Origin of the sequence: Streptomyces sp. NPDC047982, from assembly GCF_043204165.1 — a bacterium.
Lineage (GTDB): Bacteria > Actinomycetota > Actinomycetes > Streptomycetales > Streptomycetaceae > Streptomyces.
On record NZ_JBIDBS010000004.1, the window covers coordinates 86,597 to 107,222 of the forward strand.

Genomic DNA, 20,626 nt, shown 5'->3' on the forward strand with positions numbered 1-20,626 from the left:
GATACCAGGATGCCCCGAGTTGACGGCAGGGGCAGGCAACCTCGGGCGAAGTTACTGGGAAGGATTAAGGGCAACCTAATCCTGTTCTGTCGCGCCCCCAAGCGGATACTTGTGCTTTATCGTGGTTACGATTGCCGCCTTCAAGTGCTCTAGATGAGTGACGGTCTGAACGGACTCCGAGAGGATAATGGTTAGCTCGGGCGGCATTTCGCCTGTTTTGAGGCTCGCTTTGATCAGCTTGCGATTATTTCGCACCCAGGCTCCTCGACTAATCACTGCGGCATCGAAGTCCTCCAGAAGTTCCGGGCAGTAGATTTTCATCATGCTGCGCAAGTTTCTTCGTCTGCCTGCCCTGCGCCTGGTTCGACTCCACCGGTGCAGTGCAGGAGTTTTCGGGTTTACGACGTTCGCGAGATCCTTTTCTATCTGCTCCAAGTATCCGGGACTAAAAAAAGATGGAACAGTGGCCTAGAAATGTTCGCGTGATTGTACAGCTCCCTTATCTGCGTGTGATCCATACCTCTACCGTTCAACGCTAGCTCGGTAGTCGATTTGCAGGCATTAAGCCATTCGTCCACAATTTCGTGGAGTTCCATTAGTGCGGCGTGCATATTCGGCCACTCCGGTGAGCTAAAGGCGCGACCGGCAAGCCCGCTCACAACGGCGGTTCCAGCTCGTGCTACTGCCGCGATTTCGGAGCCTGTCATGTAGATTACCCTTTTGGTTATGGGATCACGGAGATTGGACACTTTGGCGGGAATCGCCAGGGGGGTACTCCGCGTCGCCTTCCTTCCAGATCGGCAGTGAGGCAAAAAACTCGCATGGCTCATTAGGCCGTTCCTGCGGTCCGTTCCAATTACTAGCATCTGAACCGACGCCGCGACCCGTCATCACCCAATGCCCTCTGAGGCATCCACAAACAGGGCAAGGCGTAGACGGCTTTCTCGATGCGCGTCATTCACCGGTGCCCTAGAGGCTGCGGAAGTCTTTTTCGGCTCTCTCTTGCACCGCTACTCGAAAGGCTGTGCACGCTTGGTACGCCGACACGTTCCGCGCCGAGGAATGAGGCGTCCGCTATGGCTCACTACGCAGAGGAATGGGCGACTGCCGGTGTGGTGGGGGCTGGGATTGTCCGGGCACGAGCGATCCGGCGTGGGTTGCAGTTTCAGCGAGCAAGGGGGCGCAGTGGTTCTCTTGCTATTCCTCGCGTGGCTCGTGCCTATGTGCTGTCGCCGAGGAGTGCAACCGACCCCCCGATGACCGGCCCCGCTGTGGGTTCGGCTGTCGGGGGTCTCTTGCGTTTCCAGGGCACCTTCCAAAGAAGGGCAGGTATCGGCCCCTTACTCGCCCGCTATTCCCCCCGACCAGTGAACCAACCCGCGAAGTACGCGGTTGCCATGTCCAGCGAAGGGAGGGGGTATCCGGGATTCTCCCCAGGGCCCGGCTGTACCCAGTAATTCTGGGTTTCTCCGTCCCGAGTCGGGACCTCCGTGATCCAAAGCCGCTCGGTTCCGTTCGGCTCGTCCTCCGGGTCATCCCGGAAGAACCACCCGCAAAGTGCCCCGTTGTCCCGCCGTCGGTCGGACCACTCGAACCGGAAACCTTGTGCGTACTCAATATCGCCCAACGTGCGCGCCATGACGTCTTATCCTTATTTCGATCGATTGTACCAGTTGCGACTCAGGAAAGTTCCCAGGCTGGCCAGACATACCACGGGTTTCGGGCCCTTCGATTCTTAGGCCGGGAGCAGGTTCGGGGGCGTTACCAGTCGTGCCCGCTCGTACAACTCCCGCGCCGTGTGGTTCTTCAAGTAGGGGCGAATTCGGCTGTACATGGCGGTCATGCTGCGGTCGCACTGCCCGGACTGGACGAGTGGGTATATCTCCAGAACGCGCCCCCACGTCTTGCACGCTTCTTCCAAGTGGCCGACCTGTAGTTGCCGTTCGGCCAGCATGGACAGGTAACGAATGCTCGTCCGCCGGAACGCGCTCGGGCGGAGTCGGTCCGACTCGTTGAGTGAATCGATCGAGCCTGTGAAGTCCCCGAGTTCGTAACGGACTTGTCCCACATGGTAGGCCAGCGAGGAAGGGTTGTAGGACCCGAAAGTCTTGGACTGCGACTCTGCCTTTTCCATCGCTGTCTCAGCTTCCCGGATGTGCTGTAGAGCCATGCGCCTGTTGCCCTCTTGTGCGGCTGCGTGCGCCTGCTGTCCGGCGAGGAATGCGCGCATCCTGGGACCGGCCTGCGGGGAAGCGGCGGCGGCAGCGTCGGCGAGGCGCAATGCTTCGGCCCCATGCCCGAGGTCCACGGCCTGAACGCTCATCCCCCGAAGAGTAGTGCAGAACGTGAGGTGATCCTCAGACGCCCCGGCAAGTTCGAGGGCTTTTAGGTAATAGCGCTGCGCCATTCCGTGTACGCCCTCGTCCACTGCCATATATCCCGTGAGATATGAGAGATCCGACGCGGCGGCCATCATTGCCTTGCGGACGTCGTCCGGGGCGTCAGCGCGCAGATATGGCGCAACGGTGTTCACCAAATAGGCGGCAGCCATGGGCCGAGCTGTCCGCCCTCCGAACTGGTCGTCAATGTCTGAAAGCCGTTCAGTCATGGCAATGACCGATTGAACATCGGACATTCCTATGCGCTGCATGTCGCCCTTTTGGGCAGATTCCATTCTGCCGACCACGTCCGGCCAATTAGGCACGGTAAGGGCGACGGAGAAAAGACCTACTCCAAGCACGCTTCGGCGTGCCGGGTCCATATCTTGTCTCCCCAGGTCTAGCAGCCCTTCCACCGTACTGGGGAACGCGCTGGACTCTTCGACGGAAGAGGGCGGGAATCCTGCCTCGCTGTGGGTAATGGGGCGGCCGAGCCTGCGGGCCAGCGCTTCCAAGATCAGCGGGCGAACGGACTCTTTCGGCATGTGCCCGTTGAGCCACTGATGCACCGAGGGTTCACGGTACTTGAGGGGCGTTCCCTGCTTGGTCCCCAGCTTGTTGACCTCTTGGGCGAACTGGCGGAGCGTCCAGCCGGTTTCCCGGTGAAGCCGGGCAAGCGATTCGTTGGGGCTGGCCACTGGTCATCAACTCCCCGTGTCTTCAAGCCGCTTAAAGCTCTTAAGTCCTGGTGCTGTTGCAACGGTACCTCTCCGCCGTGGTTACGCGGTTGCCTTCTGTGAGCAGCCGAACGACCACGAGAGGTGCAGCCATGAGCAGTCCTGAAGGCGGACGTGAGCACCCCCAGGACTGGGAGGCCGGGGAAACCGCCCTGGACGTCTCCACGAGCCGCGTGGGGTACGTCATGGGTCACGTCGGGCCCCGCTACCAGCTCCGCCCGTTGAACGGTGGGCGGGAATGGGAGGCGGACCCGGAGAACCTGCGGACCGCCTACCAGTCCGACGCGCTCAGCGCCGCTGTGGTCACCGCGAACACGAGCCAGCGGATAAGGGAGCGGATGTGAGGCGGGCCCCGTGGTGAAGCCGCAGAAGCGCCGTACGCGGCCTCTCCCGCCCCCGGAGCTAGTTAGCCTCATGGACGCCCCCGGAAGCCCGTACGCGGACTCTCCGGCCGGTTGGTGGAATCAGTACGGCGGGGCGCTGGACGTGGCCTCGGGTGTGGTCTACCTCCCCGGCCCGCTGCACCCCCCGAACCCCCGTCATGACGACTGCCCCAACTGCGTCCCACTCCGGGGGAGCCCGTGAGGTATGTACGCCGGTTCGGGTGGTCCGTATTCGTCTTCACCGTCGCCGCACTGTCCACGGCGATTCCCACGCTGGCCGCTCCCGGCCGCCTCTGAGACTCCCCGCCCCTGCCGGACTATCCGAATCTCCAACCCCACGGAAATTCATCTGAGGCAGGGGCGGGGTTCCAATCACCAAGAGTTAAAGGGAGGCACGATGCACGCTGCCAAAAACCGACTCTTATTCGCGTGGCTTGAGATCACGGGACTCTGCAACGAGTTCTGTGATCACTGCTACGCGGACAGTGGCCCCAAGGGCACGCACGGCACCATGACCGTGCAGGACTGGCTGAACGTAATTGACCAGCTTGCCGACATGGGCACCCTGGACGTTCAGTTCATCGGGGGTGAGCCGACGCTCCACCCGAGCCTCCCCGCGCTGATCAAGCACGCCCACGGCCGAGGCCTTGGGATCGAAGTGTTCTCGAACATGACCCACATCCGTCCGGAACTGTGGGACACGTTCGCGGAGTACGGCGTGAAGCTGGCTACGTCGTACTACTCGGACACCGCCGAGGAACACGACCAGGTGACGCAACTGCGCGGATCGCACAGGAAGACTCGCGCCAATGTCCAGAAGGCGCTGGAACTCGGCATCCCGCTGCGCGGCGGAGTCGTCGCCGTGCAGGCCGGCCAGCGGGTACAGGAAGCCGCACAGGACCTTACGGCGCTCGGTGTCGGAACGGTTGGCGGTGATCGGACGCGTGCATTCGGCCGTGCGAGCAATGGCGCAGCGCCGACCATCGCCGATCTGTGCGGGCACTGCGCCCAAGAAAAATGCGCCATCGGCCCGACCGGCGACGTGTGGCCGTGCGTCCTCGGTCGATTCCTGACCATCGGGAACGTGCTGGATGAGTCGATCTCCGATATCTGGGGCGGCGCTCAGATGGCCGACGTCACGGCCGAGATCGCAGCGGTTCACGGGGATGGTGTCCAGTCGTGCACTCCTCCGCAGTTCCTACCCATGTGCGGCCCCTGTGGTCCGTGCGTTCCCTCGGTCGGGCACTGCGACCCCAAGGAAGCGGGCACCGCCGCTACGATCGCCACACCTGCCTAGCCCGCTGAATGCGAGGAGTGCACAGATGGACGATCACGGAGACGACTTCGGTCCATGGGGGTGGGAGGAGGACGGCAACGCCATTCGTCGGACCGAGGAGGAATGGCTCACCATCGCTCGATACGTCCGGCACGCAGCCAACAAGCTCGGGCCGGAACTCCCGCTCTGCCTCCCTGGTGAACCGCAGGAATGCGGGCGGACGGCCCAACAGCACGTGATCGCTTGGGCCGCTCATCTCAAGGCCGTGTCCCATCACCTCATCGAGCAAGCCACCCCGAGCGAGGCCAGAGGCGCGCACGCCATCGGCCCGATGTATCAGCGCCGCCTGTCAGACCTGCGCGCAACCGCCTTCGCGCCGCACTGACCGACCGAATAGCCCAACCAGCCCCGTCCATACGTCTCCCCCCGGCGTATGGACGGGGCTTCCTGCTGTCCAACTTCCGTTGCATAGACGCTGGTCAGAGCCTCGCGCGCCGCCCCGCGATGTCGCTCCAGATCTCGACGCGCATGTCTCTTCTCTCCGGGGGTCGGGGCTGAGGTCCGGACCCTGGAATCAGGGGTCCGATGCCGGGCGCCGGGGCCGGGCAGCGCGGAGCACTCCTCCGCACACGCGGTCGAACACCTCCACGGCTCCGCGCATTCCCGGAACACGAACCGGACTGCGCCTACGCGGGCACGCCATGCGCAGCGCCTGAGCCGTCGCGATCCGGGCGGAGGACGCCAAACATCTGCGCGAACACAGAGGCGCATGATGTGATCCCATGGGCGACGAAGGTCACGATCGAGGGGGAGCCCGATGATTTCCGAGCCGGAGATGACGGGGGACTTCGGCCCCACCGACTCCCGTGAGGTGATGGGCGGTTTCGGGAGTGAACCCGCCGGAAGCCCCAGGGAGCGCAGACCGTGGCTGTGGGCGCTGGGCGGGGCCGTCATGGCCACCGCTCTCTGGGCCGCGGCGTTCTTCCTGTACGGACTCGGCGACCGGAAACCGGACATGCACGGGTACCGGCTGGACAAGGACCCCTGCCCGTCCCTGCGGCTGAAGTCGATCGGCGCGGCGATCGGGCCGAGGGAGCACGTCGATGCCGGACCACGGCTCTTGAGCCATGCCGCCCTCGACCAGGTGCGGTGTTCCATCTCCCTCCAGCCGGCGGACGCGGCCGACCAGCCCGACAAGGGCTGGTCGATCGAATACAGCGTCGGAGTCACGGTGTCGCTGCACAAGGAGTCGGACCCCCGGGCCGAGTTCGAGGCTCTGCGACGGGTGACCGATGGGAGCGTCGACCCCGAGGCGAAGCTGGAAACGGTGCCGAACCTCGGTGACCGGGCCTACCTGCTGACCGGTGACGACGGGACCTCGGAGCTCCGGGTGCTGGAGGGCGGCGCGGTCCTCTCCCTGAGCCTCTCCGTCTTCACCGTGTACATGAACAACGGCTCGCACGAGCACCCCACGGGCGACGAACCGGACGTCCCCGAGGTGTCCGCCTACCACTCGGCTTTGATCAGTGACATGCGTGACCTCATGGCGAGCCTCAAGCACTGAGGACCGACAGGAGCGGCAGTGCCCACCAGCACGGACCTTTGCGCAGGAGGCGGAGGGCAACGCGCGGAACACTTCCGACCGACGGACTCATCGACGAACACGGGGACACGCCGGGGAGATCTCGGCCCAGACCGTCTTCCCCGACGGTCGGTGCGGGCGCACACCCCAGTTCGCGGCGAGCGCGTCGACGATGACCAGCCCCCGGCCGCCTTCCTCCGCTTCCCGGCACGCGCCGGAGACGGGGCGTTCGCCACGCGGGTCGGTGACCTCGATGCGCAGCCGTCCGTCCGGCAGGAGCCCGAGCCCGAGACGGAAGCCCCGCCCCTCCCGTCTCCCGTGCACGGCCGCGTTCGCCGCCAGTTCGGCGACGACGAGCGCGGCGGCGTCGGTGCGCTCCCCGTCGCGCGGCCATCCCCACGCCGCCAACTGCTCCACCGCGAGCAACCGGGCCAGGCGGGCGCCTCGGCGGGTGGCGCTGAACAGCTGCGTGAACTGCTGTGCGGGTACTGCCGGTTGCGGGGCATCGATCTGTACGGATTCACTCGTCACGCCGCCCAGCGTGGTCGAGCGGCCGTACGCTGACCAGCAATGACGACGGTACGCAGCGTGCATGTACCGGTACGCACGGCGACCGGTACCGGCCGTCCCCGTAACGGAGGGGCGGGCGGCGACAGGCACGGTGGACCGACGAGGAACGAAGGTGGGCAGCACCATGGAGTTGGACGGCGCGATCGACGGCAACGACGACTCGGAGGAAGCGGCGGACCTGTTCCGTGTGATCGGCCGTCAAGTCCGGCTGCTGCGCGAACGGACCGGCCTCACCCAGCGGGAACTCGGTGAACGCCTCGGCTACAGCGAGGAGCTGATCCGCTCTCTGGAACGCGGACGCAGAACACCGCAGCCCGAATTCCTGGACGCGGCGGACGACTTGCTGAGTGCGGGCGGACTGCTCCGGTCCACGATGGAGGACGTGAAACGCGCGAAGGCACGAGCCCGCGTGAAGCATCCGGCGTGGTTCAAGGACTACGCGAAGCTGGAGCGGCAGGCGGTCGAACTGCACGACTACAGCACACTTGCCATGCCTGGACTGCTCCAGACCGAAGACCACGCCCGCGCGGTCTTCACCAGCCGTCAGCCACTCCTTCCTGATGACATCGTCGAACAGCGCGTACTGGCGCGAATGGAACGCCAGGAAATCCTGACGAGTTGGCCGCCGCCACTGACAACGTTCATCATCGAGGAGTCCGTCCTCCGACGCCCCATCGGCGGGCGTGATGTCCACTGCCGCCAGCTTGAAAAGTTGGTCGAGTTCGCGGGGCTGCGCAGCGTGGAGCTTCAGGTCATGCCGACGTATGTTGATGAACATCCGAGCCTCGGTGGCCCGTTCATCCTGCTCACTCCAAAAGGGCGGGCTCAGGTGGGTTATCTGGAGGTCCAGAACATCAGCAAGCTGATCACCGACCTGGAGGAAGTACGTATCCTGTCGGCGCGATACGGCAGCATCCGAGGTCAGGCACTCAGTCCCCGCGAGTCCCTGGTACTGATCGAGAAGGTCTTGGGAGAACAATGAGCGGTCGTCAGCCCATCGACAGGGCCAACCTTTCCTGGTCCAAGAGTAGATACAGCAGCGGGGAAGGCGGGGCATGCGTGGAGTTCGCCACCGTCGATCAAACCGTCCTCGTCCGCGACTCGAAGGACACCGCCCTCTCCCCCATCACCCTCACCCCGGCCGCCTGGACGCACTTCGTGCGATACGCGGCACAGTGAGCCCGCGCCGGAGTCCCACCGGAAAACCGTCACCCTCGCGCCACCACTGAGGTGAGCCGGGCGTTCGAGAACGCCCGTACAGGGCGTGGCAGGCTCGTCGGCCGACGGGGCCAGGCGGCCGGGTCACTCGGCCGGCCTGGCGCGGTCGCCACGCGGTGGTCGCGGGTTCACGCTGGCGCGGAAGCGGAAACGCCGCCGGTTTCCGCTTCCGCTCCGCGGGTGCGGCGACGACCACGCCGACGACGCAAGGTGACAGCCATGGCGGGCGTGCCCGGTGGTGCGCGTCAGGACACGACAGGATCCCTCGACGGCGGACGGCCGGCCACACCGGGCGGGGCGGCGACGGTCACACGCGGCGGCCGTCGACGCTGCGGGGCAGGTTCAGCGGGTTGCCCTCGCGGAGTTCCGGCGGGAGAAGGGCGTCGGGGGTCGACTGGTAGGTGAGCGGGCGCAGCCAGCGTTCGATCGCGGTGGCGCCGACCGAGGTGGAGGTGGACGTGGTGGCCGGGTAGGGGCCGCCGTGGTGCTGGGCGGGGGCGACGGCGACGCCGGTGGGCCAACCGTTGACGAGGACGCGTCCGGCCAGAGGGGTGAGGGCGGCGAGAAGGGCGGGGGCGTCGGTGTCGGGTCCGTCGACGGCGATGTGGAGGGTGGCGGTGAGGTTGCCGGGGAGGCGGGAGAGGACGGCGTCGATCTCGTCGCCGGAGGTGTAGCGGGCGACGACCGTGACCGGCCCGAAGCACTCCTCCAGGAGCGCGTCGTGCGGGCCGTCGGCGGTGAGGAGGTGCGCCGGTACGGTGAGGAAGCCGGGAGCGACGGTGTGGTCGCCGCCCGCGCCCGGGGTGACCGGGGCCTCGACGCCGGGGAGCCCGGCCCGTTCGCGTACCCCTGAGACAAAGGCGTCGCGCATCCGGTGGTCGAGCAGGACTCCCGCCTCTGTGTCGCCGACCGCGTCGGTGAGCGACTTCAGCAGTTGGTCGCCGCTCTCTCCGGCCGGGGCCAGGACGAGTCCGGGTTTGGTGCAGAACTGCCCCAGGCCGAGGGTCATCGAGCCCGCGAGATCGGCGCCGATCCGCTCGCCGCGCTCGGCGGCGGCTGCCTCCGTGACGACCACGGGGTTCAGGGAGCCCAGTTCGCCGTGGAAGGGGATGGGGACCGGGCGGGCGGCTGCCGCGTCGTGCAGGGCGCGTCCGCCGCGCACCGAGCCGGTGAACCCGGCGGCGGCGACCAGCGGGTGCCTGATCAGTTCGATGCCCGCGTCGAAGCCGTGCACCAGGATCAGTACGTCTTCGGGCAGGCCGACCCGTGCCGCCGCCCGGCGCAGTACGGAGGCGCAGAGTTCGGAGGTGGCGGGGTGGTCGGGGTGCGCCTTGACCACGACGGGGCACCCGGCGGCCAGCGCGCTCGCGGTGTCACCGCCGGGGACGGAGAAGGCGAGCGGGAAGTTGCTCGCCGCGTACACGGCGACGACCCCGAGCGGAACCTTGTAGCGGCGCAGGTCGGGCCACGGCGGGGTCTGGGTGGCGTCCTCGTGGTCGATGCGGATGTCGAGGAAGGAGCCCTCGTCGACGACCTCCGCGAACGCCCTCAACTGAGCGGCGGTCCGGGCGAGTTCACCGGTGAGCCGGGTCCGGCCGAGTGCGGTCTCCGCGTCGGCGGCCTCGATGACGTGCTCCCCGGCCTCGGTGAGCAGATCGGCTGCGGTACGCAGGAAGGCGGCGCGTACGACACGGTCGGCGAGGGCGCCGCGTACGGCATGGGCGGCCCGGACGGCGCGGTCGACCTCCTCCGGCGTGGCCTCCACCGCAACCTGCTCGCGCGGGTTGCCGGTGCGAGGGTCGACACTCAGGACGGGTGCTGCGGCCACCGTGAATCCTTCCGCTCCGCTGTTACATGTGGGAATTCGTTCGGTATTTTGAACACGATTCCCGATCATGAATACGGCGCGACTCTATTTCCGGATGCCCGGAGTTGGCAAGGAGTCGGAGGGGCCGTGCATCCCCGGGTTCCGGAGGGTCACAAAAGCGTTGCGGGGAGGGGCACTGGCTAGTGCTGTGACCGGGATGGTTCACCGTGATCGGAAGGCGGCTCACGGGACGAGCGCACGCGAAACGGTCTGGTATTACTGGGGCATGCAGGAAGAGACCGCGCGCTCCGCAATCGACACGTTCATCTCCGCGTTCAACGCCTCGGACGACCGCTATGTGACTGTCCTGCTCTCCCGGGCCCTGACCTCAGACGTGGTCTTCTGGGGGCCATTGGGTCGCAGCGAAGGGATCGAGGCGGTCGAGCGGTTCGTGCTGGACATCAGGCGCCACCCGGCAGGGACCGGTACGATGGTGCGCTGCTCAGCGGTGGACATGCCTAACGAGTGGGCCCGGTACCAGTGGGTCTTCACCACGCCGGATGGAGGCCCCCGCCTGGCGGGAACGGACGTCGTCCATCTGCGGCGGAGCCTCATCGACCAGGTCATCGTCTTCGCGGGGGAGATCGAGCCGTCCGCCTCCTGAGTCATCCTTCTCCGGCGCCGTCTTTCTCCTGAACTTGCCCCGTTCGGCGCTCCGGGGCTGCGGTTCGCGGTTGATCAGGCTGCGGTGTAGAGGGGGCGTCCGCCCCAGCGGATGGATCACGTAGATCGGTGCGCCGTCCGGACGGGCGGCGCGGATCGACTTCAGTGCGGCCAGCGTGTTCGCGGCGCCCTTTGTGCGGCGGTTGACGCCCCACAGACGGTCGTCGCCGACCGAGTAGCAGCCGTGGAAGTAGCACACCCCGTGGGTGCGGTGGTAAGTGGCCGGCAGCCGGCCGGGGCGCTTCTTCGTAGCCCAGCCGGAGCCGGCGGTGGGCCGGATCCCGAGCGAGCCAAACTCGTCGAATGCAAAGACCCGGTCCGGGAACCGGTCCACCACTGCCTCGATCCGGTCCAGCTTCGCCTCGCGCTCGGGGTCCGGGGACTGCTTCCACGTCTTGGTGCGCTGGAAGGTGACGCCGCGCCGGGCGAGCAGGCAGCGTAACGCCTCGCGGCCGATCCGGCCGCCTTGCGATCGCACGCACCGGACGCCGCTCCTTCCGGGCAAACCTTGCCGGTCACGGCACTAGCTGTTGAGCCGAGCCGCGCCCGCGCCCGGTCCGGCCCCGTACGGCGCGGCGGGTCTGCCGATGACGAGAGATGAGGAATCGGTGAGAATCCGCGCGGCCAGGAACAGCGCTCGGCGCACCGCTCGTTCCCTCCCGGGATGAACAAGGCGATCAGGCGGACCTCGGTCTTCTGCCTGCTGATGGTCCTCGCGCTGTTGGTGCGGGCGACCTGGTTGCAGGCGTATCAGGCACAGGCTCTCGCAGACAACGAACACAACCGGCGGAAGACCATCGCACAGTACGCGCAGCCGCTCGGTGACATCATCGTGGCCGGGAAACCGGTCACCGGCTCGAAGAGGACGGTGGACAGCGACCTCGCGTACAAGCGCACCTACACCGAGGGCGCGCTCTATTCGGCCGTCACCGGCTACAGCTCGCAGGCGTTCGGCACCACGCAGCTCGAAGGGATCTACAGCCATGTGCTCGACGGCACCGACGACCGGCTGAAGAACCCGATGGACGCGTTGACCAACAAGCAGGCGTCCCCGGGCGACGTCCTGACCACGATCGACCCCGATGTGCAGAAGGCCGCGTACGAGGCGCTCGGCGACGACAAGGGCGCGGCGGTCGCGATCGACCCGGCCACCGGGCAGATCCTGGGCATGGTCTCCACCCCGTCCTACGACCCGTCGACGATCAGCGGCACGACGGACGGCGACGCCTGGCAGGCGCTGCTGAACGACAAGGACAAGCCACTGGTCAACCGGGCGCTGCGGCAGCCGCTGGCGCCTGGTTCGACGTTCAAGCTGGTGGTGGCCGCCGCGGCGTTGGAGGACGGGCTGTACGACTCCGTCGACGTGCGCACGGACAGTCCGAATCCGTACCGCCTGCCCGGTACCACCAGGGACCTGGAGAACGAGAACCCCTCCGCCCCCTGCGAGAACGCCACGCTGCGCACCGCGCTCCAGTACTCCTGCAACAACGTCTTCGGCAAGATCGCCGTCGATCTCGGCCAGGACAAGGTCAAGGCGATGGCGGAGAAGTTCGGCTTCAACGACGAGAAGCTCGATGTGCCGGTGCGTGCCTACGAGAGCGTCTACCCGTCCGGCATGGACGAGGCACAGACGGCGCTGTCGGGCATCGGGCAGTTCGAGGTGACCGCGACGCCGTTGCAGATCGCCATGGTGTCGGCCACCCTCGCCAACGGTGGTGAACTGGCCGCGCCGCACATGGTCGCGAAGGTGACCGACGCCGAGGGCGACACCTTGCAGGACTTCGCGGACGGGGACACGAAGCGGGTGGTCTCGAAGTCCACCGCCGAGCAGCTGCGCAGCGCGATGGTGACGGTCGTCGAGGAGGGCACGGGCACCAACGCCCGGATCGCCGGGGCCGAGGTCGGCGGCAAGACGGGAACCGCGCAGAACGGTGTAGGCAACAGTAAATCGCCGTACGCCTGGTTCACGTCGTACGCGAAGGACCGGTCCAGCGACAAGGAGGTCGCGGTCGCGGTGATCGTCGAGGACTCGGGCGCGGCCCGCTCGGAGGTCAGCGGCAACGGCCTGGCCGCGCCGATCGCCCAGAAGATGATGAAGGCGGCCCTGGCGCGCTGAGGGGCGGGGCCGGGGCGCGGCAGGCCGGGGCCGTACGCCGCGGTCCCGGCGCGGCGTTGCCCGCACGCCGGTGATGCCACCTCGCCTGGTCCCGGCGCGGTTCCCGGCGCGGTTCCCGGCGGGGTGGTTTCCTTCATCGCCTTCGTGATCCTCGTCCCCCGAGGCGTGCCAGCGCCCGGCGGACGACGGCGCGGGGGCGGGGCGCCTCGCCCAGCACCGGAACGCGGAAGCCGCGTCACGGATACGTCAAGGCGGGGAAGGTAAGGGAACGGCAAAGCCGGGTCGTTCGTTACCGGTGCATGACCGCTATGACCCCTGGCTCGAACATTCCGCTGTCCATCGCCCGCGTGGCAGTGGACGTCTCCGCACCGGTGCGGCTCGACGTTTCGGGCCTGCTTCTCACCGCCTCCGGCAAGGTGCGCTCCGACGACGACTTCATCTTCTACAACCAGCCCGTCGGCCCCGGCGTGACGTACCGCTCCGGCGGCGGTACGTCACCGGACGCGATCCTGGTGGACACCGCCGCGGTCCCGACCGGCATCGAGAAGATCGTCGTCACGGCGAGTCCGGACGCGGCGGGGCAGACCTTCCAGGGCATCGAGCCCACGGCGACCGTGCGCAACGCCGACGACGACAGCGTGCTGGCCACGTTCACCCCGCCCCGGCTGACGGCGGAAACGGCACTGGTGGTCATGGAGATCTATCTCCGCAACGGCGCCTGGAAGGTCCGGGCGGTCGGCCAGGGCTATGCGAACGGCCTGGCCGGCATCGCGACGGACTTCGGCGTCTCGGTGGAGGACGAGCCCACCCCCGTGACCACCGCCACGCCCACGTCGGCGGCCGTGCCCAGCGCGCCGCCAGCTCCGGCCGCAGCGCCCGCGCCCTCGGCGCCCCCCATGCCGGCCGCGCCCCCCGTGGACCCGCGGATCGCCGCTTCCCCGGCCCCCGCCGCCCCGCCGGCCGCACCCGCGCCCGCCTCCTCCGGCCGGATCAACCTGGACAAGGGCCGGGTCAACCTCCAGAAGAACCAGACGGTGTCCCTGGTCAAGGGCGGCCGCCCGCTGCTCTCCCAGGTCAAGATGGGCCTCGGCTGGGAGCCCGCGTTCCGCGGCAAGGACATCGACCTGGACGCCTCGGTGATCGCCTATGGCCCCAACCGCAACCACCTGGACAGCTGTTACTTCGGCAAGCTCTCCATCCTCAACGGGTCGGTCAAGCACTCCGGCGACAACCTCACGGGCGAGGGCGCCGGGGACGACGAGGTGATCGTCGTCGACCTGGGCCGGATCCCGGCGGAGGCCACCGGACTGGTCTTCACGGTCAATTCGTTCACCGGCCAGAAGTTCACCGAGGTCGCCAAGGCGTACTGCCGGCTGCTCGACGCGGCCACCGGCGAGGAACTGGTCCGCTTCGACCTGACCGGCGCGCAGCCGCAGACCGGTGTGATGATGGCGAAGCTGATCAGGCAGTTCTCCGGCGAATGGGAGATGACGGCCATGGGTGACTTCGTGAAGGCACGCACCGTCCGCGCCATGGTGAAGCCCGCCGCCCAGGCGCTGTAGCGCGCCGGGCGGCGGCCCCCGGCCCACCGGCGGTCCGCCGGACGGCCGGGGCCATCGGCCGGCGCGGGTGACCACGCCCCTCGGACGCGCTCAGGCGCTGTCCGTCTCCGGACGGCTCCAGGGCCAGTGCGCGTCCCGGCCCGCCTCCAGCAGCGGCACCATGCGGAACGCCGCATCGGACAGCCCGCCGAAGGTGTGCCGGTTCGCGCCGCCCGACGGGGCGTGCCCGGTCCGGTACCCGGCCAGGTTCCACGTGTAGACGGGCACGGTGGACGGCACGGCCGCCGTCGTGTCCGCCGCGTACGAGAACGACGCCTGCTCGTCGGTCACGATCAGCACCCGGTCGTGCTTCCGGTAGTGGCGACGCACCGCCTCCGCGGTGTTGGTGCCGCCGAGGTCCCCGAAGCGCTCCAGCACCTTCAGCACGGATTCGGCGCGCCGGAACCTCACCCGAGCACTGCTCGTGCCGAACTGCACCAGGTCCGCCTCCTCGGCCCGCAGCGCCAGCGCCGTGCCGAAGATCGCGGCGGCATCGGCCCGGTTGAGCTGCGAACGGTCCGACAGCGGCGACCACATCGAGCCCGAGCGGTCCACCAGGATCAACGTCCGCCCCGGCAGTGCGGGCACATTCGCCAGGGAGTGCCCGAGCGCCATCTCCAGCGCGTGTGCCCAGCGCAGCGAGGGCGCGTGCCGGTACGCCGCGAGGTAGCGGAACGGGAACTGCCGGGACGCGGCGACCGCCTCCGGGTCGCTGATCCTCGCCGCCACCCGCGCGGCCACCTCGTCCGAGACACCCGCCTCGTCGAAGTTCCGCAGATTGCGGACGAGCGCCATCGCGCCCATGGACGGAATCATCGCTTCCCAGGCCGCGGCGTCCATCGGCCCCTGCAACCAGCCGGCCAGGGCCTCCCAGGTCATGCCCGCGGCGGCCAGCCGGTCCGCTCCGTCCGCGGCGGTGACCACGGCCCGCCGCTCCTCGACCGGGAGTTCCCTCAGCGCCCGGTGGGCCGTGAGGATGCGATCGGCGGCGGGCACCGCGGCCGTCTCCGGGTGGTGGCGGCGGTCGAGGGCGTACCGGAACAGCTCGCCCTGCCGCGGCTTGGCCGGGTCGGGCGAGGCGTGCACCAGGTTCAGGACGTCGCCGAAGCGGTAGCCCTTGGACGCCGTGTCGTACTTCAGCAGCGATCTGCCGTCGTAGAGACGGCGCACGGCGTCGGCGATGCCGCGCTTGACCGGCTTGGGCACGGCACGGCCGTGGCGCGAGGTCCAGTACCCGAGGAATTCGCCGGGCTCGTCGGCGCGCAGCAGGACGGAGTCGACGACGCGCCGGTTGGAAGGGCCGCCCTCGGCACCGGCGTCGAGGCGCGCCTTGACGTACTCGGCGGCGCCGACGAGCGAAGCGGTACGCATCTGCCCGTCACGGCGCAGCCAGTGGAGCAGACCGGCGGTCCATTCCGGGTCGTCGACGGCGAGTGTCCGCACCAGCTCGGCGAAGCGGTCGTCGCGCTGCTCGCCGTCCTCGTAAAAGGTCTGCTGCGAGACGAAGTTGGTGATCGCGAGCAGGAAGAGCTCGGAGCGCTCGTCGCGGAGAAAGCCCCGGCCGCCCTGGTGGTTGGACGCGGTGCAGCCGGTCGACCGCACGGGCGAGGCGGCCCGGCGGCTGTCCGAACGAGGCTTTTCCGTACGGGACTTGGTGATGCGGATGTTGAAGCGTGCCATGCGAATTCCCCCGAATTCGTTGGGAGAAGGCACAGCGAGGGGAGGGCGCCCGAGATCAGGGTCGACGACGGAATTGTCCGATGCTCTTCCAGGTTGAGCTACCGGCCTGAACCGGGCGGGACTCGAACCCGCAACCGTCGGATCCGGGAAGTATCCGTCGTCTTCGCACCGGGCACCCTCCCGGCTCTGTGCCTCCCGAGATCAGAGTCGGCGGCGGCGTGTTCGATTCATGAAGTAGCCGCAGCCTGCGCACCGGGAGGTGCATGCAGTCATTGCTGATGCAGTTGTGGTGCCCAGAGATCCAGGTCGGCGGAACCGACGATGGCACCACACCGGACCGAAATCCGGTGGCGGGAGTCAAACCCCGCGGCCTTCCCCACCATGAAGAAGTAGGTCCTGCCTGCGCACCTGGGCACGAACAGGACTCTAAAGGGGAAGCCGCGTCGGAGGCGAGGGATTTACGCACGCGCGTACGAGCACACACCGCGTGCGGCTCCGCACGGAGTGGCCCGTACGGTCCGGGAGATCCGTACGTGGCCGGGGATCCGCAGGGGCCCGGCCACGCGGACGGGTCGTCAGTGACGGTGCGGCTGCCGCTTCCAGGGGCCGGTGATGGCGAGCATGATGCCCGGGTCCTGGATGCTGGCGTACAGCGTGCTGCCGTCGGGCGAGAACGTCACTCCGGTGAACTCGCTGTACTCCGGCTCCTGTTCGCTGCCGATGTTCAGCTCGTTGCGGGCGATCGGGTACGTGCGGCCGCTCTCCGTCGCCCCGAACAGGTGCTGGAGGCCGTCGCCGTCCTCGGCGACGACCAGGCCGCCGTACGGCGAGACGGTGATGTTGTCCGGGCCGTCGTAGGCGCCTTCCCTCGACGGGTCCGCGTTCACGCCCAGGAGCACCTTCAGCGTCAGCGTGCGGCGCTTCGGCTCGTAGAACCAGACCTGGCCGTCGTGCCGGCCGGGGCTCTCCGCGCGGGCGAAGGAGGAAACGATGTACGCGCCGCCGTCACCCCACCACATGCCCTCCAGCTTGCGCGCGCGGGTGACCTCGCCGTCGGCGAACTGCTTGCGCACCGACACGGTCCTCGCGTCGCGGTCGGGGACGTCGACCCAGTCCACCCCGTAGACCGTGCCGGTCTTCGTGGCCCGGGACAGGTCGTCGACGAACCCCCCGTTGCGGTCGAAGCACTTGAACGCCTGGAGCGCACCGGCGTCGTCGGCGAGCGCGCGCAGCCTGCCGCGGCCGTGGCGGAAGCCGTGCGGCGGCACCCAGCGGTAGAGCAGCCCGTTGGGGCCGGAGGCGTCCTCGGTCAGGTAGGCGTGACCGCGCTTGGGGTCGATGACGACGGCCTCGTGGGCGTACCGGCCGAATGCCTTGATCGGGCGGGGGTCGCGGTTGGCGTGCCGGTCGTAGGGGTCGACCTCGAAGACGTAGCCGTGGTCCTTGAGCAGGCCGTTCCTTCCCGCCTTGTCCTCGGTCTCCTCGCAGGTGAGCCAGGTGCCCCACGGGGTGGCGCCGCCCGCGCAGTTGGTGGACGTACCGGCGATGCCGACCCACTCGGCGGTACGGCCGTCGCGGCGGGTCTCCACGACGGTGCAGCCACCGGCCGCGACCGGGTCGTAGACCAGGCCCTCGGTGAGCGGCACGGGGTGCTCCCAGCCGGCGCGGGTGCCGCTCAGCTCGTGGTTGTTGACGAGCAGGGTGACACCGCGGGGACCCTCGAAGGCAGCCGTGCCGTCGTGGTTGGACGGGGTGTACTCACCGGTCTCCAGCTTGGTGACACCGCAGTGGGTGATGACCTTGTAGGAGAATCCGGCGGGCAGCGCGAGGATGCCCCGGGGGTCGGGAACCAGAGGTCCGTAGCCGGGCTCGTCGTGGTGGCCGTTGCCGTGCCCGTCCCCGTGGCCCTGACCGTGCTTCGGCTCCCCGGCGGCCAGTGCGCCGGGAGCGGTGGCCAGCGCGGCGACCGTACCGGTCAGCGCGATGCCGGCACCGGTGAGGGCGGACTGTCTGGTGAATTCCCTGCGGGTGAAGGACATCACGTCACTCCTGGAACGACTGGCGGGTTGTTGGCGCGCCCACAGTGACGTTCCTGCCCCAACTCCAGCTGAACTGCGGGCGACGCCCCGGGGCATCCTTCCTGTGCAGTTGATCGAATGCGGTCCGAAGGATCACGAACGGCCGAAAGCCCTTGGCCGATCGCCGCGTCGGGGCAACCGGACGGCCGTTCCACGGCCGAGCGGGTCCGGCCACCGTGTCCGGCCGGACCCGCTCGTCACACCGCGTTCCCCTCACACCGCTCGGACGGACACCGTCCCGTACACCGGTATGCCTGCATCCCGGGCGCGTCGGCACATCGGCACGGCACCAGGCGCCCGGAAACCCTGAGGTCGCGTCAGGCGTACGGTCGCCGTCGCCCGCCGTCGGCGGGCACCCTCAGGCGCCCGCGCGCGAGCGGGCCTTGAACGCCGCCTTGCGGGCCGCCTTGGCCTTCTTCTTGTCGCTGTGCAGCTGGCCCATCGCGTCGAGGACGTCCGCCGTCGCGGGGTGCTCCACCCGCCACACCTCGTCGAAGAAGCCGCTGTGCCGGTCCGCCAGGCTCTCGACGAGGCCCTGGAGCTCATCCAGGCCGCCCTCGGCCTGCAACTGGGCCGCGATGGTGTCGACGGCGAGCCAGAAGATCATCGACTCCGGCGGCGCGGGCACGTCCTGCGCGCCGAGCTCCACGAGCCAGACCCGGGCGAGGCCGCCGAGTTCGGGGTCGTCCAGCACCGCGCGCACCGCGGGCTCCGCCTCCGCGCCGACCAGGGAAAGCGCCTGCTGGCAGTGGAGCCGGCGCAGCGGAGCCTCCTGGTCCGTGCCCCGTGCCGCCGCGAGGAGTTCGGCCGCGGCACCGTCCGCGCCGCGGCGGGCGAGCCACAGTTCGGACTCGGCGCGGGCCGCCGCCTCGGGATAGTGAGCGATGCCGCCGAGGAGCGCGTCGGCCCCCTTGGCCACGAGGTCACCGATCGCCGGGGCGTCCACGCCCGCCTCCAGCATCCGCGCCCGGATGCCGTACAGGCCGAGGGGGGTCAGCTTCACCATGCCGTACCGGGTGACGTCCTCGTCGTCGGCCTGCGGGTCGGCGTCCTCGCCCTCCTCCACCAGCAACGCCTCGTCCACCGGCTGGTACTCGACGATCCCGATGGGTTCGAGGACCCGGAACTGGTCGTCGAGCCGCATCATCGCCTCGGACACCTGTTCAAGGATGTCGTCGGTGGGTTCGCCCATGTCGTCCGGCACGATCACGGAGGCGGCGAGCGCGGGCAGCGGCACCGGGGGCGTCTTCGCACCGCCGTCGCCGGCACCGTCGCCGACGGTGAGGAGGTACAGGTTGCCGAGGACCCCGTCGAGGAATTCCGCCTCGGCCTCCGGATCCCAGTCCAGGGCGTCGAAATCGACTGAACCGTCCTCGGCGAAGAGGTCGGCGAAGTCGTCGAAGACCGGCGCGGTGGCGTCGGCGTAGGCGGCCTCCAGGCCGTCGAGCCAGATCGCGAGGACGTCCTGCGGCGAACCTCCGGTGATCAGCGCCAGGTTCTCGCCCGCGGTGGCGGTCCCCTCCGCCTCCGGCCCGGCGTCCTCGTCCGGGTCCTCGACGTCGACGAGCCCCGTGTCGACCGCGAGCCGCCACGCCTCGCTCGCCTCCGCCGCGCCCTCCTCGTCCGCCGCGAGGCCGAGGTGCTCGGCCGCCGCGGGCAGCTGCGCCTCGACGAGCTCACCACCGGCGCCGACCCTGGTATCCGGGCCGGCCCAGCGCGCGAGCCGGATGGCGCGGCCCAGCAACGGTGTGGCGAGGGCGTCCCGCGCCAGCTCGGCCTCGGTGTGCAGCCGTACGGGCGGCAGGGTGGGGCGCTCTGCGGACATCTGGTGATTCTCCTCGGGCGTACGGGGCGTACCGGGTCCTTGGCGTGTTTCGAAAGTCCCGTCCGGTCCGCGACGCCGGGCCCGGCGCCTCGCCACGTTGTCGGGATCGTCCACGTACGCCCAGTACGAGGACGACCCTCCGCCTTGCGATGCACCGCACCGGACGCCGCGGCCCCCGCCCCTCGGGCGGACGACGCCACTTTCGAAACACGCCCCAGTGCTGCGACCGGAAAGGTTCACCGGCTCGCGGCGCCCGGCGCGGCGCTTCGCCGTGTTGTCGCATCACCCGAGTACGTCCCGTACACGAGTGATGCTCCGCCTTGCGCCGCACCGCACCAGACGCTGCGAGCTTCCTGGCAAACCTTTCCGGTCACAGCACCAGCGGCCCAGCGTAGACGCATTTCGCCCCATGCCGCCCGGTTCAGACGAAGGAGGAAGGCGGCATCTGCGGGGGCCTTGACAACTACCAGGCGCACACACGAGATTGACGCGCGTAGATCCACTTGGAGGCCATCGACTCCTCTCGCGGACCGTCGATCCTTCCCGCAGAGCACCGACCGCGCGGACTCCCGGCCCGGACGGCTCCCGCCACGGGGGCGGCCCGGCCCGGAGACCACCTCGTCCGGGCGCACTCCCCGAACCACGCGGAGTC

17 protein-coding genes and 1 pseudogene are annotated in these 20,626 nt (G+C 68.6%); 9 read left to right on the forward strand and 9 right to left on the reverse strand.

Annotated elements, in window-relative coordinates; translation table 11 throughout:
• Window positions 1-75: 75 nt before the first annotated feature.
• The gene (locus ACGF2V_RS05940) at window positions 76-324 is read right to left on the reverse strand and encodes a hypothetical protein (protein ID WP_362621383.1); all 249 of its coding nucleotides are present in this window, start codon (window positions 322-324) and stop codon (window positions 76-78) included.
• A gap of 1,411 nt (window positions 325-1,735) precedes the next feature.
• Window positions 1,736-3,076 carry a tetratricopeptide repeat protein gene (locus ACGF2V_RS05945; RefSeq protein ID WP_362703735.1) on the reverse strand — a complete coding sequence of 447 codons (1,341 nt, stop codon included), beginning with the start codon at window positions 3,074-3,076 and terminating at the stop codon, window positions 1,736-1,738.
• Between the two features lie 131 nt (window positions 3,077-3,207).
• Between ACGF2V_RS05945 and ACGF2V_RS05950 the strand changes: the two genes are divergently transcribed.
• The 4 genes from ACGF2V_RS05950 to ACGF2V_RS05965 all read left to right on the forward strand — a co-directional run bounded on the left by ACGF2V_RS05950 (window position 3,208) and on the right by ACGF2V_RS05965 (window position 6,338).
• Complete coding sequence (locus ACGF2V_RS05950; protein WP_362621387.1) at window positions 3,208-3,459, forward strand: hypothetical protein; 252 nt, start codon at window positions 3,208-3,210, stop codon at window positions 3,457-3,459.
• Between the two features lie 436 nt (window positions 3,460-3,895).
• Window positions 3,896-4,795: a radical SAM protein gene (locus ACGF2V_RS05955; RefSeq protein WP_362621390.1), complete on the forward strand. Its 900-nt coding sequence runs from the start codon at window positions 3,896-3,898 to the stop codon at window positions 4,793-4,795.
• A 25-nt stretch (window positions 4,796-4,820) separates the two neighbouring features.
• Complete coding sequence (locus tag ACGF2V_RS05960) at window positions 4,821-5,159, forward strand: hypothetical protein (RefSeq protein ID WP_362621392.1); 339 nt, start codon at window positions 4,821-4,823, stop codon at window positions 5,157-5,159.
• Between the two features lie 432 nt (window positions 5,160-5,591).
• Window positions 5,592-6,338, forward strand: a complete 747-nt coding sequence (locus ACGF2V_RS05965) for a hypothetical protein (RefSeq protein WP_362621393.1) — start codon at window positions 5,592-5,594, stop codon at window positions 6,336-6,338.
• Window positions 6,339-6,425: 87 nt separating this feature from the next.
• On the opposite strand, the gene ACGF2V_RS05970 is transcribed toward ACGF2V_RS05965, so the two are convergent.
• The gene (locus tag ACGF2V_RS05970) at window positions 6,426-6,887 is read right to left on the reverse strand and encodes an ATP-binding protein (RefSeq protein WP_362621395.1); all 462 of its coding nucleotides are present in this window, start codon (window positions 6,885-6,887) and stop codon (window positions 6,426-6,428) included.
• A 163-nt stretch (window positions 6,888-7,050) separates the two neighbouring features.
• On the opposite strand from ACGF2V_RS05970, the gene ACGF2V_RS05975 reads away from it, so the two are divergent.
• A complete protein-coding gene (locus tag ACGF2V_RS05975; RefSeq protein ID WP_362621441.1) occupies window positions 7,051-7,908 on the forward strand; it encodes a helix-turn-helix transcriptional regulator in 858 nt (285 codons plus the stop codon).
• A complete protein-coding gene (locus ACGF2V_RS05980) occupies window positions 7,905-8,105 on the forward strand; it encodes a DUF397 domain-containing protein (protein ID WP_362621396.1) in 201 nt (66 codons plus the stop codon). Before ACGF2V_RS05975 ends, ACGF2V_RS05980 begins: the two co-directional genes overlap by 4 nt.
• A gap of 346 nt (window positions 8,106-8,451) precedes the next feature.
• On the opposite strand, the gene ACGF2V_RS05985 is transcribed toward ACGF2V_RS05980, so the two are convergent.
• Window positions 8,452-9,954, reverse strand: a complete 1,503-nt coding sequence (locus ACGF2V_RS05985; RefSeq protein ID WP_362621443.1) for an aldehyde dehydrogenase (NADP(+)) — start codon at window positions 9,952-9,954, stop codon at window positions 8,452-8,454.
• A gap of 283 nt (window positions 9,955-10,237) precedes the next feature.
• Between ACGF2V_RS05985 and ACGF2V_RS05990 the strand changes: the two genes are divergently transcribed.
• The gene (locus tag ACGF2V_RS05990; protein ID WP_362621397.1) at window positions 10,238-10,615 is read left to right on the forward strand and encodes a nuclear transport factor 2 family protein; all 378 of its coding nucleotides are present in this window, start codon (window positions 10,238-10,240) and stop codon (window positions 10,613-10,615) included.
• A gap of 114 nt (window positions 10,616-10,729) precedes the next feature.
• Here ACGF2V_RS05990 and ACGF2V_RS05995 read toward each other — a convergent pair.
• Together ACGF2V_RS05995 and ACGF2V_RS06000 are read right to left on the reverse strand one after the other, a co-directional pair.
• Window positions 10,730-11,137 (reverse strand): annotated as a pseudogene (locus ACGF2V_RS05995) (IS630 family transposase); the annotation flags it as partial.
• Between the two features lie 60 nt (window positions 11,138-11,197).
• Window positions 11,198-11,320: a hypothetical protein gene (locus ACGF2V_RS06000; RefSeq protein WP_362703738.1), complete on the reverse strand. Its 123-nt coding sequence runs from the start codon at window positions 11,318-11,320 to the stop codon at window positions 11,198-11,200.
• An 18-nt stretch (window positions 11,321-11,338) separates the two neighbouring features.
• On the opposite strand from ACGF2V_RS06000, the gene ACGF2V_RS06005 reads away from it, so the two are divergent.
• Both ACGF2V_RS06005 and ACGF2V_RS06010 read left to right on the forward strand, forming a co-directional pair.
• The gene (locus ACGF2V_RS06005; protein WP_362703740.1) at window positions 11,339-12,790 is read left to right on the forward strand and encodes a penicillin-binding transpeptidase domain-containing protein; all 1,452 of its coding nucleotides are present in this window, start codon (window positions 11,339-11,341) and stop codon (window positions 12,788-12,790) included.
• 299 nt (window positions 12,791-13,089) lie between these two features.
• Window positions 13,090-14,352 carry a TerD family protein gene (locus ACGF2V_RS06010; protein WP_362703743.1) on the forward strand — a complete coding sequence of 421 codons (1,263 nt, stop codon included), beginning with the start codon at window positions 13,090-13,092 and terminating at the stop codon, window positions 14,350-14,352.
• 90 nt (window positions 14,353-14,442) lie between these two features.
• On the opposite strand, the gene ACGF2V_RS06015 is transcribed toward ACGF2V_RS06010, so the two are convergent.
• From ACGF2V_RS06015 to ACGF2V_RS06025, 3 genes are all read right to left on the reverse strand, one after another.
• A complete protein-coding gene (locus tag ACGF2V_RS06015) occupies window positions 14,443-16,071 on the reverse strand; it encodes a TROVE domain-containing protein (protein ID WP_362703746.1) in 1,629 nt (542 codons plus the stop codon).
• Window positions 16,072-16,646: 575 nt separating this feature from the next.
• Complete coding sequence (locus ACGF2V_RS06020; protein WP_362703749.1) at window positions 16,647-18,110, reverse strand: alkaline phosphatase PhoX; 1,464 nt, start codon at window positions 18,108-18,110, stop codon at window positions 16,647-16,649.
• 397 nt (window positions 18,111-18,507) lie between these two features.
• A complete protein-coding gene (locus tag ACGF2V_RS06025) occupies window positions 18,508-19,974 on the reverse strand; it encodes a hypothetical protein (protein WP_362703752.1) in 1,467 nt (488 codons plus the stop codon).
• Between the last annotated feature and the right edge of the window lie 652 nt (window positions 19,975-20,626).